Annotated in this window: 9 protein-coding genes; 7 read left to right on the forward strand and 2 right to left on the reverse strand. The window is 70.5% G+C overall.

The window, feature by feature from the left end:
- Positions 1-153: 153 nt before the first annotated feature.
- The gene (locus tag N5K27_RS09400; protein ID WP_279815947.1) at positions 154-1053 is read right to left on the reverse strand and encodes a LysR family transcriptional regulator; all 900 of its coding nucleotides are present in this window, start codon (positions 1051-1053) and stop codon (positions 154-156) included.
- A gap of 123 nt (positions 1054-1176) precedes the next feature.
- Between N5K27_RS09400 and N5K27_RS09405 the strand changes: the two genes are divergently transcribed.
- The 7 genes from N5K27_RS09405 (at position 1177) to N5K27_RS09435 (ending at position 7127) form a co-directional block, all read left to right on the forward strand.
- A complete protein-coding gene (locus N5K27_RS09405; RefSeq protein WP_279815949.1) occupies positions 1177-2439 on the forward strand; it encodes an alpha-hydroxy acid oxidase in 1263 nt (420 codons plus the stop codon).
- An 84-nt stretch (positions 2440-2523) separates the two neighbouring features.
- Positions 2524-2910, forward strand: a complete 387-nt coding sequence (locus N5K27_RS09410) for a RidA family protein (protein ID WP_087839872.1) — start codon at positions 2524-2526, stop codon at positions 2908-2910.
- Positions 2911-2955: 45 nt separating this feature from the next.
- A complete protein-coding gene (locus N5K27_RS09415) occupies positions 2956-3840 on the forward strand; it encodes a polysaccharide deacetylase family protein (RefSeq protein ID WP_087839873.1) in 885 nt (294 codons plus the stop codon).
- A gap of 24 nt (positions 3841-3864) precedes the next feature.
- A complete protein-coding gene (locus N5K27_RS09420) occupies positions 3865-4857 on the forward strand; it encodes a tripartite tricarboxylate transporter substrate binding protein (RefSeq protein WP_087839874.1) in 993 nt (330 codons plus the stop codon).
- Between the two features lie 16 nt (positions 4858-4873).
- Complete coding sequence (locus N5K27_RS09425) at positions 4874-5350, forward strand: RidA family protein (protein WP_087839875.1); 477 nt, start codon at positions 4874-4876, stop codon at positions 5348-5350.
- 25 nt (positions 5351-5375) lie between these two features.
- Positions 5376-6344: a tripartite tricarboxylate transporter substrate binding protein gene (locus tag N5K27_RS09430; RefSeq protein ID WP_087839876.1), complete on the forward strand. Its 969-nt coding sequence runs from the start codon at positions 5376-5378 to the stop codon at positions 6342-6344.
- Between the two features lie 9 nt (positions 6345-6353).
- Entirely contained in the window at positions 6354-7127 is a 774-nt protein-coding gene (locus N5K27_RS09435) for an SDR family NAD(P)-dependent oxidoreductase (protein WP_087839877.1), read from the forward strand.
- Positions 7128-7272: 145 nt separating this feature from the next.
- On the opposite strand, the gene N5K27_RS09440 is transcribed toward N5K27_RS09435, so the two are convergent.
- Positions 7273-13548: an autotransporter outer membrane beta-barrel domain-containing protein gene (locus N5K27_RS09440; RefSeq protein WP_279815954.1), complete on the reverse strand. Its 6276-nt coding sequence runs from the start codon at positions 13546-13548 to the stop codon at positions 7273-7275.
- Between the last annotated feature and the right edge of the window lie 68 nt (positions 13549-13616).

Here is a 13616-nt window from a genome sequence, read left to right on the forward strand (position 1 = left end):
GAAGCGGCCGCCACGCGGGCCACGCTGGGCGGCATGGGCTTCGACGTCGCCCCCGGGGCCCCGTCGCAACTGGGCGCACTGATCGCGAAGGACCTCAAGCTGAACGCGAAGCTGGTGCGCGACGCCAACATAAGGCTCGACTAGGGCCTGTTCCTACAGCAGCCGGTTCCGTGCCGAGAAGTCGATGGCCTGGCGGGCGATGGCCAGCATGCCGGGCACCACCGGCCGCGTATCGTCCCGCCGCCAGCGGAACGAATAGGGCAAGGGCCCCAGCGCGGGCGAGCTCTTGAGCACCCGTATGCGGCCGCGCCTGGCCAACTCGGCGGCCCAGGCGGCGGGCAGCATCCCCACGCCCACCCCTTCGCTGACCAGGCCGGCGATGGCCCCCCAGTTGTTGCAGATCAGGCGCTGGCGGACATCCAGTCCGCTGTCGTTCAACCAGTCGTCCAGCAGCCTCGTGGTGCCGGCGCCCAGCGCCAGCGTGATCAGGGGATGGGCGTCCAGCAGGCGATCGCTCATCGCGCTTGCCGCGGGCTCGGTATCCGAGGCGATCACCCACGAGAAACGGGCCTCTCCTATGCGTTCGGAACAGATGTCCGGGCGGGGCGAGCGGCCGGCGATCACGGCGCAGTCGAGCTGGCCGCTTTCCAGTCCGTGCTCCAGGGCCGCGCCCACCTCCACCGTGGGCTCGACCACGAGGTCGGGATGCTCGCGCCGCGCCAGCTTCAGCAGCCGGGGCAGCCAGGTCAGCGCCGTCAGCTCGCCCACGCCTATGCGGCACCGGCCGGTCAAGCCGGTATCCACCGCCACGCAGCGCCGCACGGCTTCGGCTTCCTGCAACAGGTTCCATGCCCGGGGAACCAGTCTGCGCCCCGCCTCGCTCAGCTCCGCCCTGTGGCCGGAACGGTCGAACAGGCCCACGCCCAGCGACTGTTCGAGTTCGTTGATGCGCTTGGACAGCGAGGAGATGGACAGGTGCAGGCGCTCCGCCGCGATGGCGAAGCTGGCGCAGGTAGCCGCCCAGTAGAAGGCCTCGAGTTGCTTGAGCGTCATGGCGTGGCGGGCGGATCTATTTTCCAAAAAGCGAAATAGCTTATTGGGATTTTATCGCTTTCTTCATACAAGCAGGGTCCGTAGAGTGGCGTTCGACTGGAACTACCGCACGCCGCGATCCCGATGAGCGCCAACGCCGACCCCACGCCTACGTCCCTGCCTTTGGGCACAGCTCCGGCCCAGCCGTCCTCCCGGCCGGCCGGGCTGGACGAGCCGCGCATCCTGCGCGAGGCCCTGTGCCTGGACGACTTCGAGGATCTGGCCCGGCGGCGCCTGCCCCGCCCCATCTTCGGCTACGTCGCCGGCGCCGCCGAGCGCAACAGCTCGCTGCGCGACAACGCCTCGGCCTTCGCCGAGTACGGATTCGTTCCCCGCACCCTGGTCGACGTGTCCCGGCGCAGCCAGTCCATCACGCTGTTCGGCACGCGCTATGCGCGTCCCTTCGGCATCGCCCCCATGGGCATCAACGCGCTGTCGGCCTACCGGGGCGACATCGTGCTGGCCGCCGGCGCCGCCGAGGCGGGCATGCCGTCGATCATGAGCGGCAGTTCGCTGATCCCGCTCGAAGACGTCGCCCGGCACGCCCCCGGCACCTGGTTCCAGGCCTACCTGCCCGGCGACACCACGCGCATCGATCCGCTGATCGACCGCGTGGCGCAGGCCGGCTACCGCACCCTGGTGCTGACCGTGGACATCCCCGTCATGGCCAATCGCGAGAACAACCTGCGCACGGGTTTCTCGACGCCGTTGCGCCCCAGCCTGCGGCTGGCCTGGGACGGCGTGAGCCATCCGCGCTGGCTGTGCGGCACCTTCCTTCGCACGCTGGCCCGGCACGGCATGCCGCATTTCGAGAACTCGTTCGCCACCCGCGGCGCCCCCATCCTGTCCGCCCGCGTCATGCGCGACTTCACCGCGCGCGACCACCTGAACTGGGAACACGTGGCCCGCATCCGCCGGCGCTGGCAGGGTCATCTGGTGCTCAAGGGCATCCTGCATCCCGCCGATGCCGCGCGCGCCCGCGAACAGGGCGTGGACGGCATCATCGTGTCCAACCACGGCGGCCGGCAACTCGACGGCGCGGTGTCGCCGCTGCGCGTCCTGCCCGCCATCGTCGAGGCGGCGGGCGGCCTGGCGGTCATGATGGACGGCGGCGTGCGCCGCGGCACCGACGTGCTCAAGGCGCTGGCGCTGGGCGCCCGCTGCGTGTTCGTGGGCCGGCCCTTCAATTACGCAATGGCGGTAGCGGGTGGCGCGGGCGTGCGCCATGCCGTCCGGCTGCTGGGCGACGAAGTGGACCGCGGCATGGCCATGCTGGGCGTCAACACGCTGGACGAACTGGATGCCGGCTTCCTCGCACCCGTGGGCGCAGGCCGCCGCGCCGCCTGAAGGACAACGACCACCTTTTCGCGGCGGGCCCCGCGCCCGCCGCCTCCTCCACCCCTGGATCCATCGAACACGGAGATCTCCGCCATGACCAAGACCGTCATCTACAGCCCCAACGTCACCCGCACCAAGGCGCCCCACGCCCACGCCGTGCGCACCGGCAACCTCGTCTTCGTGTCGGGCTGCCCCGCCTACTTCGGCGAAATGCAGCTGGCCAAGGGCGACTTTCCGGCACAGATGCGGCAATGCCTGACCAACCTGAAGAACATCCTGGAAGAAGCCGGCTCCAGCCTGGAAAAGGTGGTGAAGGTCAACATCTTCCTGGACCGCCGTGCCGACTTCGACGAGATGAACGAGATCTACCGCGAGTTCTTCGGCAACGACTCCATGCAATGGCCCGCCCGCACCACCGTCGAGGCCCGTCTGCCGCGCAAGGACTTCCTGCTCGAGATCGAATGCGTGGCTGAAGTCTGATCACCTTCCCGGCCGCCACCTCCCCGCCATCGCAAGGACCATCCCATGCCCGCACCCACCCTAGACGTCCATGCCGGAGGCCAGGAATACCTCCTGCCTCCCGATTTCCTCTGGCCCGGTGGCAAGCGCATCGCCGTGTTCTTCCGCGTCGCCTGCGAAGGGTGGTCGGACGGCGCCTGGCCCTCGCTGGGGCCGATGGGCAATCCGCTCAAGCCCGGCGTGCCGGACCTGAACGCGCTGGGGTGGGTGGAATACGGCATGCGCCGCGGCATTCATCGCATCCTGGACATCCTGGAACAGCATGACATCCGCAGCACGATGATCATCTGCGGCGTGCTGGCCGAGCGCTATCCCGACGTGGTGCGCCGCATCGCGGATGCAGGGCATGAGATCGTCGCCCATTCGTACGGCATGGACGTGATCCCCGCCTACCTGGACGAGGAACAGGAACGCGCCAACCTGGCGCGCACCACGGCGCTGTTCGAACAGGCCACCGGCCGCCGGCCGCAGGGCTGGATCAGCCCGCGCGCCACGCCCAGCCCGCGCACCGCCCGCCTGCTGGCCGAGGCCGGCTACCAATGGCACGGCGACACCATGAACGACGACCTGCCCTACCTGGTCCGCTTCGGCGACCGCGAGATCGCCGCGTTCCCAGGCGGCATGGAGTTGAACGACACGCCCATGTACATCCGCTACGGCAATTCGCCGCGGATGATGGTCGAGATGTTCGATGACTGGCTGGACTACGTACGCACCCGCGAGAAAGGCGCCGTGCGCATCGACCCGTCCATCCACGCCCACGTGTTCGGCCGCATCACCGGCATCCATGTGTTCGAACAACTGATCGAAAAGGCCAAGGCCGCGGACGACATCTGGATAGGCACGCGCCAGGAAGCCATCGCCCACGTGCGCGCCGCCATCAGGCGCTGATTCCCTTCCCACCCGGAGGTTTCCATGAGCACCAGCCACCCCCGCATCCGGCGCGCCCTGCTGGCCGCCACGCTGTCGACGCTGGCCTGCGCCGGCACGCCCGCCCTGGCGCAGGCGCCCTTTCCCGACCGGCCGCTGAAGCTGGTGATCGGCTTCGCGCCCGGCGGCTCGACCGACGTCGTGGGCCGGATGATCGCGCAGAAGATGTCCACCGAGCTCGGCAAGCCGGTGGTCGTCATCAATCGTCCCGGCGCCTCCGGCGCCATCGGCACCGCCGAAGTGGCGCGCGCCGAACCCGACGGCTATACGGTGCTGGTGAACATCGTGACCACGGCGGTCATCAACCCGCTGACACAGAAGAACCTGCAATACGATCCCATCAAGGACCTGCAACCGGTCGCCATGGTGGGCAAGCTGCCCAACGTGATCATCCTGAACAAGAACGTGCCCGCGCGCAATCTGCAGGAATTCATCGCCTGGGCCAAGGCCAATCCCGGCAAGGTGACCTTCGGCACGGGCGGCGCCGGCGGCGTGCAGCACCTGTCGGGCGAACTGCTGGCCAAGATGGCCGGCATCCAGATGACGCACGTGCCCTACAAGGGCGCCGCGCCGGCCATCCAGGACCTGCTGGCCGGCAACATCACCGCCGTGTTCGACAACGTGACCGGTCCGATCAGCCTGATCAAGGCGGGACAGGTCACGGCACTGGGGGTGACCACGGAAGAGCGTATCGCCGTGCTGCCCGACGTGCCGACCATCGCCGAGTCCGGCCTGCCCGCGTTCAAGAACTCGAGCTGGATCTCCATCTTCACCCGTGCCGGCGTCCCGCCCGCCGTGCTGGCCCGCCTGGAGTCGGCCGTGCTGGCCGCCGCCCGGGATCCGGAAACGGTGGCCAAGCTCAAGGAGCTCGGTGCCGTCCCCTCGCCCATGAACACCGCCGAACTCGACCGGTTCTGGCGCTCCGAATTCACCTATTGGCGCGACGCCATCAAGGCCGCCAACATCTCTCTCGAATGACAAGGAAGCAAGCACCATGTCCGCGATCGAAAACCGCCTGAAGGAACTGGGCATCACGCTGCCCGACGCGCCCGTCATCAAGGCAAACCCGGCCCTGGTCCCCGGCGTGGCCGCCGGCGGCCTGTTCTTCTGCCAGGGCACCCTGGGCCACACCAACGGCGACTTTCCCTACCTGGGCAAGGTCGGCGACAAGGTCACGGTGGAAGAGGCCTACCAGTCGGCCCGACTGTGCGCGATCAACCACCTGGCCCAGGCGAAGGCGGTGCTCAAGGACCTCGATCGCATCGTGCGGGTCGTGCAACTGGTGGTGTACGTGAACGGTGCGCCGGGCTTCGAGCGCGCACCCTATGTGTCCAACGGCGCGTCCGACCTGTTCGTCGAGGTGTTCGGCCCGGAACGCGCCGCCATGGCCCGCGCCAGCCTGAGCGTGCCGGACCTGATCTACACCGCGCCGGTCGAGACCTTGTGCACCTTCGAAATCACGCCGGCTTGACCGCCTCCACGCGACAGGATCCCTCATGAAATCCTCCCTACGCATCGCGGCCGCCGTTGGCCTGATGACGGCCGCGGCCTGCGCCGCCGCCCAGGACTACCCGGCCAAGCCCATCCGCCTGATCAGCGCGTGGACGCCCGGCGGCGCCAACGACATCCTGGCCCGCGCGCTGGGCCAGGCCATCTCCCAGCGCTTCGGTCAGCCCGTCGTGATCGAGAACCGCCCCGGCGCCTCGGGCACGATAGGCACCGCCCACGTTGCCCAGTCGCCCGCCGACGGCTACACGATCACGCTGGGCAGCATGCCTTCGTACTCCACCGCGCCCAGCATGTTCCCCGACCTGCGCTACGACCCCATCAAGGACCTGACGCCCATCGCCTTCGTGGCCATCGTCCCCAATGTGCTCGTCGTCAACCCGTCGCTGCCGGTCAAGTCCGTGCCCGAGCTGCTGGCCTACGCCAAGGCCAATCCGGGCAAGCTGGCGTTCTCGTCCGTCGGCAACGGTTCATCGTCCCACCTGGGCGGCGAACTGTTCAAGCTGATGGGCCACGTGGACATGACGCACGTGCCGTACAAGGGCACGGCGCCGGCGCTGGTCGACCTGGTGGGCGGCCGCGTGCAGCTGGCCTTCGAGAACATGCCGGCGCTGCTGCCCCTGATCAACGGCGGCCAGTTGCGCGCGCTCGCGGTCACGTCCCGCTCGCGCTCGGCCCTGCTGCCGCAGGTCCCGACCGTGGACGAGGCGGGATTGAAAGGCTACGAGATCGGCGCCTGGTACATGATGTTCGCGCCGGCCGGCACCCCGCGCAAGATCGTCGACAAGCTGAACGAGGCGGTCAACGCCGGGCTGCAGCAGCCGGACATCCGCCAGCGCCTGAAGGATCTCGGCGCCGAGATCGTCGGGGGCACGCCCGAACAGGCCGCGGACTTCCTGAAACGCGACCTGGCGCGCTGGACCGACGTCATCAAGCAGGCCCACATCGTCTTCAACTAGGACCCGCCCATGAACGCTTCCCTGTGGAACACCATGCGGCTGGACGGCCGCACCGCGCTGGTCACGGGCGCCGGCAAGGGCCTGGGCCGGGCCATCGCGATGGGACTGGCGCAGGCCGGCGCCAACGTGGCGCTGCTGGCACGCACGGCACGGGACGTCGAATCGGCCTGCGAGGAAATCCGCGCGACCGGCGCCCGCGCCCTGCCGCTGGCCGCCGACGCGACCGATTCCGCGCAGGTCGACCGCGCCGTCTCGGCCGTGCTCGAGGAATTCGGCACGCTGGACATCCTGGTGCACTCGGCCGGGGGCAGCCAGCGCAAACCCGTGCTGGAACTGGCCGACGATGAATGGAAGCGCCTGATCGGCGCCAACCTGGACTCGACCTTCTATGTCTGCCGCGCGGCGGGACGGGCCATGCACGCGCAAGGCCGCGGCTCCATCATCAACATCGCCTCGGCCGCCGGCCTGCGCGGCCGGCCCAACAACTCCCCCTACAGCGCGGCCAAGGCGGCCATGATCAACTTCTCGCGCGCGCTGGCCATGGAGTGGGCGCCGCAGGGCATCCGCGTCAACACCCTGGCGCCGGGGCGTTTCCTGACGCCACTGACTGAAGGGGAAATGAGCGATCCGGCCAAGCACGCCGCCTTTGTCAGGAACGTGCCGCTGGGCCGGATCGGGCGGCCCGAGGAATTGAAGGAGATCGTGGTCTGGCTGGCCTCCGACGCCTCGGCGTTCGTGACCGGTTCGACCATCGTGATCGATGGGGGGCAGACGCTGCTTTAGGTGGAATCGACGGTCGTGAATGGCAGGGATCAGGTTCTTGAACCGTCCTTGATCGGTGCGGTGGGGCGGCTCGCGTTGGGGCGCAGCGAAGCCGGTCCCGGCACCCCGGACAAGACCGGGTAAAGAACCCAATTCAACCCAACCCCTAGAACCGCACCCCCAGCTTCAGGCTGGCCGTCTGCGCCACCAGATGCTCGCCCGCCTGGATCCCGTACTCCGCCCGCAGCGACCACGCATCGGCCGACATCACCTCGATGCCGGCCGTCGCGCTGCCGAATACCCCCGGCACACGGGTCGACAACGTGAACGCATCCTGCGGCGCCACCGCCAGCCGCACATCGGTCGACACCTTGCGCCCCGCCACCAGCCCCACGCCCAGCGCAAGATAGGGACGCGCGACCGCCTTGCCCATACTGACCTTGCCGCCGAACTCGATGCTGGGCGTCAGCACCGCGCTCCACCGGTCGCTGGCGTCGTGCACCAGGTCGAAGAGGCCCGCGCCCGACTCCCTGTATCCCGGCGTGCGATCGTAGATGAGGTCCAGGTCCGCATACGGCTTGGCGTACCAGTCGCCGAACGAGAACTGATAGGCGGCCCGGGCACGCGCCGCCAGCTGGTAGGAATCGGGCTTGCTGGTCGCTCGCGCGGCCATGCCCGGCAGCACGATGCTTCGCGCCTGGTCCGATTCCTCGTAGCCCCCCATCAGCGCGCCGGCGAACTGCCAGGCCCCCGTCTGCCGCTTCAGCGTCAGGCCGGCATGGAAGCTGTCGCTGGCGATGCGCACGGTGTTGTCCGCGGAATAGGTATTGGTGCGGCTGTAGCTGGCCGAGGCCCCCAGGAACCAGTCCGGCGCCAGTTGGCGCTGCACGCCGAACTGCACCGTGGTCTGCCGGTTGTCGTAGCCTGCGCCGTCGGCGGACGCCGAACGGTCGAAGCGGCCGCCTATCACACGCGCCCACGCGCATTCGCCCTCGGCCAGCTGGACGCTTCGATCGCTGAAGTGGGGGCAGCTCATCATCCGGTCCAGCGCCGAGTGAAGTTCGTAGGTGCGGTTGCTCGCGCGGCTCAGCGCCGCGTCGGAGGCCACCGCGCCCAGCGCTTTCACATACGCATCCGTACCTTCCAGCCGCGCGAAGGGATCGAACAGCGTCGTCAGGCCGCGATCACCCCGGTCCCACAGGGTTTGCAGGTAGCCGGCGATGCTGGCCTGGTTGGCGGTCAGGCCCAGGTTCTGCGGACGAAAATTCGCCTGGGGCGTGACCCATAGCTGGCCGTCGCTGGTCAGCGACACGTCGTAGTTCACGACCGGCGATTGCCCCGCAAGGCTGAACGAGCCCGTCGGCGTGGTATTGAATTGGGCGATCAGCATGGGCTGGCCGCCGGCCAGGTTGTGCCCCAGCACCAGCAGGCTGCCGCCCAGTTGCGCCGGCCCGCTCACGCCGATCACGTCGGCCAGTCCGCCCGCGCTGAAATCGACGTCGGCCTGGAAGACGCCTCCCGGGCCTTGCGTGAAACCCTGCATGAACGTCGTCTGGTACGAACCACGCTGGTCGACCGGACCTCCCGGGTTGAACACCCCCTGGTTGACCAGGGAGGCGTCCAGCCGCTGGCCGCTGGCCAGCACCGCGCCCGGGTGATTGACGAAAGTACCTCGGGCAGCGTCGCCGCTCGTGACGCTGCCGATGAACAAGCCGTAGTTGTCCACGGCCACCCGGCCGGAGGCATCGATCGCGGTCGCGCCGGCTATCAGGCCCTGGTTGGAGACCGAGGTGGCGTTGTCGGTGACCGTCCGGATCGCCGTGCCACTGGCAACGTCCGCGTAGACGGCGGACGATGTGCCCACGCCTATAGTGACGGCACCGCCGCTGTCCTGCGCCGCGCTGCCGGCGCTCACGGCCAGGATGGCCGGCGCGCCGCCGCCCTGCGCGGTGACCAGGGAACCCGTGCCCAGCCCGATGTTGATTGCCCCACCCGCGCTGCCCGTTCCGCCGCCGCTGCTCCGAACCTGGATGCCGGCTTCCGAGAAGACGGCGCCGCCGCCCAGGCTGAGCGCGGCGATGGCAGGCGCGTTCCGGCCCTGCGTGGCGACCATGACGCCCACCTGCACGTCGACCGCGCCGCCATTGCCTGCGCCCCCCGCCACGTCGACGGCCTTGACCAGGGTGTCGTCGTAGCTGACCGAGGACAGGTCCCCGGCCAGGCCTCCGCCGCCACCCACGCTCTGCGCCAGCACGCCGATGGCGCCCGCCCCTTCGGTCAGCACCGAGCCTTCGACGTTCACGTTGACCGCGCCGCCCGCGCCCGAGCCCTGCGACGCGGGCGCGGCCAGCGTAGTCCTGCCCGCGGCCGTCGACAGGCCGGCGATACCACCCCCGCCGCCCACGCTTTGCGCCAGCACCCCCACGGCGTTCCTGCCCCGCGTGTCGATGGAGCTGTTGACCGCCACGCGCGCATCGACCTGGCCGCCGTCGCCCACCGCGCCGCCCAGCGCTCCCAGCGCGACGCTGGCGGTGGCCTGCGCCTGCCCGCCACTCAACAGGCCCACGTAGCCGCCACCCGCGCCCACGCTTTGCGCCAGCACGCCGAAGGCCAGGTCGCCCGAGGTCTGGACCATCGTATGGGTGATCGTGCTCGCCCCTTCGTCGTATTTGCCGGTGGTCACGGAAACGTGTCCGCCGTCGGTCCGCACGGCTTCCTGGTTCGACGCATCCATGCCCAGCGTCACTTGCGCCGGCGCCAGCATCGGCGCCGCGGCGGCGCTGGTGGCCAGCGTCGCCGCTCCGCCTCCGCCGCCTATGCTCTGGGCCATCACGCCATGGGACAGCGTGCCGGACGTGACGATGTTGCCGCCGGTCGTGGTGACCGTCGCGTCGCCGGCGTAGACGGGGGGAATCGAGAACCCGCCCACCACGCTGATCTTCCCGCCCAGCGAAATGACCGGCGCCTGTGCCGCGTGCCCGGCTCCCAGCCCCGCCGCGTCCAGGCCGTCGATGCTGATCGAGGCCAGTCCGCCCCCGCCGCTCACGCTCTGCGCGATCACCGCCGGCGCATCGTCGCCCTGGGTACGGACCTGTCTCGTCGTGACCGAGGCGCCGCCACCGCTCATCACCGCCGCCTCCGACATGAAGCCCGGCAGGGTCCGGCTGCCTCCCATCGTGATCGTCAGCGGCGCTTCCGTCTGTCCGGCCGGCGTGGCCAGCCCGCCGGCCCCGACCAGGAAGCTCGACACCTCGGCCTTGCCACCGCCCCCGCCCACGCTTTGCGCCACGATGCCGGGCGCATGGTCGCCCCTCGTCGCCACCACGCTGCCCGCCGCGCTGGCATCGACCGTGGCCAGGCCGCCATTGCCGCCGCCCCCTCCGCCGCCGCCCACGGTCACGTTGATGTTGCGGGTCAGGGACATACCCTTGGACGCCAGGAGTTCGGCGATCTGGTCGATCTTCTCCAGGATCTCGGCGGCCTGGTCGCCGCCGTGCGCTTTCACCAGTTCGGCCAGGTCCTGTTCCGAGACCGTGCCCACGCCCCCGCCGCCACCCACGCTTTGCGCCAGGATGGCGGCCGCGGCCTTGCCGGCGGTCGAGACCGTGCCGGTGTTGGCCACCTGCACCGTGCCCCCCTGCCCGCCATCGCCGGCATTCCCGCCCACCGACAGATTGGTGCCTATCGAAGGCGCCAGGGAAACCACGTTGCTGACGCCTTCGTTGGCGGCCTTCAGCAAGGTGTCGATCGCGGACAGCAGGCTGGATGCGCCCGCCGAGCCGATGGCCCCGGACCGCCCGCCGCTGCCGGCGATGCTTTGCGCAATGATGCCCGCCGACGCCAGGCCCTGTGTCGCGATGGCGCCGTCGTTGGCGACGGCGACGTTGCCGCCATTGCCGCCACTCCCGCCGTTGCCGCCGACCCGGGTATCGAGCGCGTAGCTCAGCCCTCCGAACGAGATCGAGCTGGGCGCTTCCTCCAGCCATTCGGAAACCTTGGCCAACGTCTCCAGGAATGCGGTGGGCGACCCGACCACGGGTTCGAACGAACGCTCGGTCTCCTGCTGGACGAGGCCGCCGTTGCCGCCCCCGCCGCCCACGCTCTGCGCCAGCACGGCCACGGCATGGTCGCCGGCGGTGGTGATCGCGCCGCCGCCCTGGTTGTGTACCGAGATCGCCCCGCCGTGCCCCCCGCTGCCGCCCTCGCCCCCGGTCGTGACGCCGTAGCTGATGGTGAAGCTGGACGCGCCTATCGTCGTCGGCCGCAGCGGCGCGGCCGCCACGCCGCCGCTGCCGCCACCGCCGCCGCTGCTTTGCGCGAAGATGCCGTGGCTCTCGTGCCCCGAGGTGGCCACCGTGCCGGCATTGGCGATGTCGACCTCCCCGGCGTTGCCCGCCGAGGCGCCGCGGCCGCCCACCGTAACCTGGATGCTGGCCGTGCCCGACGGGATGTCCGGCCCCAGTTCCGGCGCGATGGTCGCCTGCACGGACTCGGCGAACGCGCCGTTGCCGCCTCCGCCTCCGACCGACCGGCCGACCACCGCGCTGCTGAGGGCCCCCGAGGTCGTGACCGAGCCGCCCGGACCGAGCCCGATGGCGACGTGCCCGCCCGCCCCGCCCGCGCCGCCGTCTCCGCCGGTGGACAGCGCGACGCCGACCAGCACGCCCACCGAGGCCGCCTTGGCCGATCCGCCGTGCCCGCCGCCCCCGCCTATGCTTTGCAGCATCACGCCGGTGGAGCCCGCGCCCTGCGTGGCGATCCGTCCGGACGAGGTCAGCGACAAGTCGCCGCCATCGCCCGCGACGCCGCCCCGGCCGCCTATCGCCATCGACACGATCAGGCCGGTGCTGTCGGCATCGCCGCCCACGCCGCCGCCACCGCCGGCGCTTTGCATGAGCACCGCGCCGCTCTGGTCGCGCGTGGTGGAAATGCTGCCGGTATTGGTCACGCGGCCGGCGCCGCCATTGCCCCCGCCGCCGCCGTTGCCGCCCACGACGAACCACCCGGCCGCCTCGGCGCCCGCGCCGCCCTCGCCGCCGGACGCCTGGGCGACGATGCCGAAGGATCCCGTGCCCGTGGTCCCGTCATCGTCCTCGGCGCCCGCGCCGGCGATCGCGATCGAACCGCTGTTGGTGATGTCGTAGGCCAGCGCGCCCACGCCGCCGCCGGAACCGCCGCTGCCGCTGTGGCCCGACAGCCCGCCATCGCCGCCCTTGCCGCCGTCGCCGCCCGCGACCCGGACCTGGATGCCGCTGGAATAATCGCCGTAGGTGGCGATCCGGCCCGAATTGGCGATGGTGACGCCGCTGGCCGACCCGCCGTCGCCGCCGTCATGTCCTGACGACCAGGAGCCGGCCCCGCCATCGCCCCCCCTGCCGCCCTGGCTGCTGGCCAGGATGGCGGCGGACGCCGTGCCGTGCGTCGTGATGGCGCCCGCGTTCAAGACGGTGACATGCCCGGCGTTTCCACCGCGATTGGCGCGCACGTCCTGGGCGGGTTCGCCCTCGTCGCTTCCTTCCGCGCCTCCGCCCCGGCCGCCCTGGGTGCGCGCGATCACGCCTGCCGTTCCCGTGCCGTCGGTAGTGATGGAACTGCTGCCGTCGATGCTGACGCTGACATCGCCGGTGTCGCCGCCCTGCCCTGCCGTGCTGTGTCCGCCACCGACGCCGCCGTGAAAACCGTCCCCGCCCCGGCCCCCGACGGACTGGGCCAGCACGCCGGCGGTCTCCGACTGCCCCGTGCCGCCGGACACGGTCACGGACGTTCCATAGCTCAGGTTCACGCTGGCCGCGCCCGCATTGCCGCCGCGCCCGGAATCGCCGGACGGCAGGATGTCGCGGATCGAGGGTTCCTGGCCCGCGCCGCCCAGGGAATCGACCCATATGCCATAGGTCCCGGCCGTGATGCCGGTGCCCGAGACCACCACGCTCGCGTCGTGGCCGTCTCCGCCCTCGCCGTAGCGCCGCCCCCCGCTCTGCATCGCCCACCTGCCTCCGTCGCCGCCATGCGAGGCGGCGCGCAGCCCGACTCCGCCGCTGCGCAGGGTGCTGTCCAGCAGGTTGTAGCCCAGCGTCGCGCCCTCCCCGCCGTTGCCGCCCCAATGGTTGTAGTTCGTATCGCCCGGGTCGGTGGAACCCTCGCTGTCGCCGCCATGGCCGCCGCTCACGTCCACGAAGACCGCGGTGCCGGCGCCGACCGAGACGTTCAGCGACGAATCGGACGCGCCGACGAAATCCGCGCCATTGCCGCCGTCCGAGCCGTTGTGGTCATGGCAGCAGGAACCATCGGCGCCCCGGTAGTCGTGGACGACCTGGGCCTGCACGGTACCGGCCAGCGACGACAGGGCGGCCAGCGTCGCCGCCGCCAGGAGGTCCAGACGGAACGGCCGCCTGCAAGCGCCTTCGTTGCCGGCGGCCGTCGGGGAATGCGGATACGTCGTCATGTGCGTACGGGTCCCATGCGCGAGAACTCGACAAACGAACGCAACCGTGCGTTTGTCGTACGCGAACG

Origin of the sequence: Pigmentiphaga sp. GD03639 (assembly GCF_029845405.1) — a bacterium.
Lineage (GTDB): Bacteria > Pseudomonadota > Gammaproteobacteria > Burkholderiales > Burkholderiaceae_B > Pigmentiphaga > Pigmentiphaga daeguensis.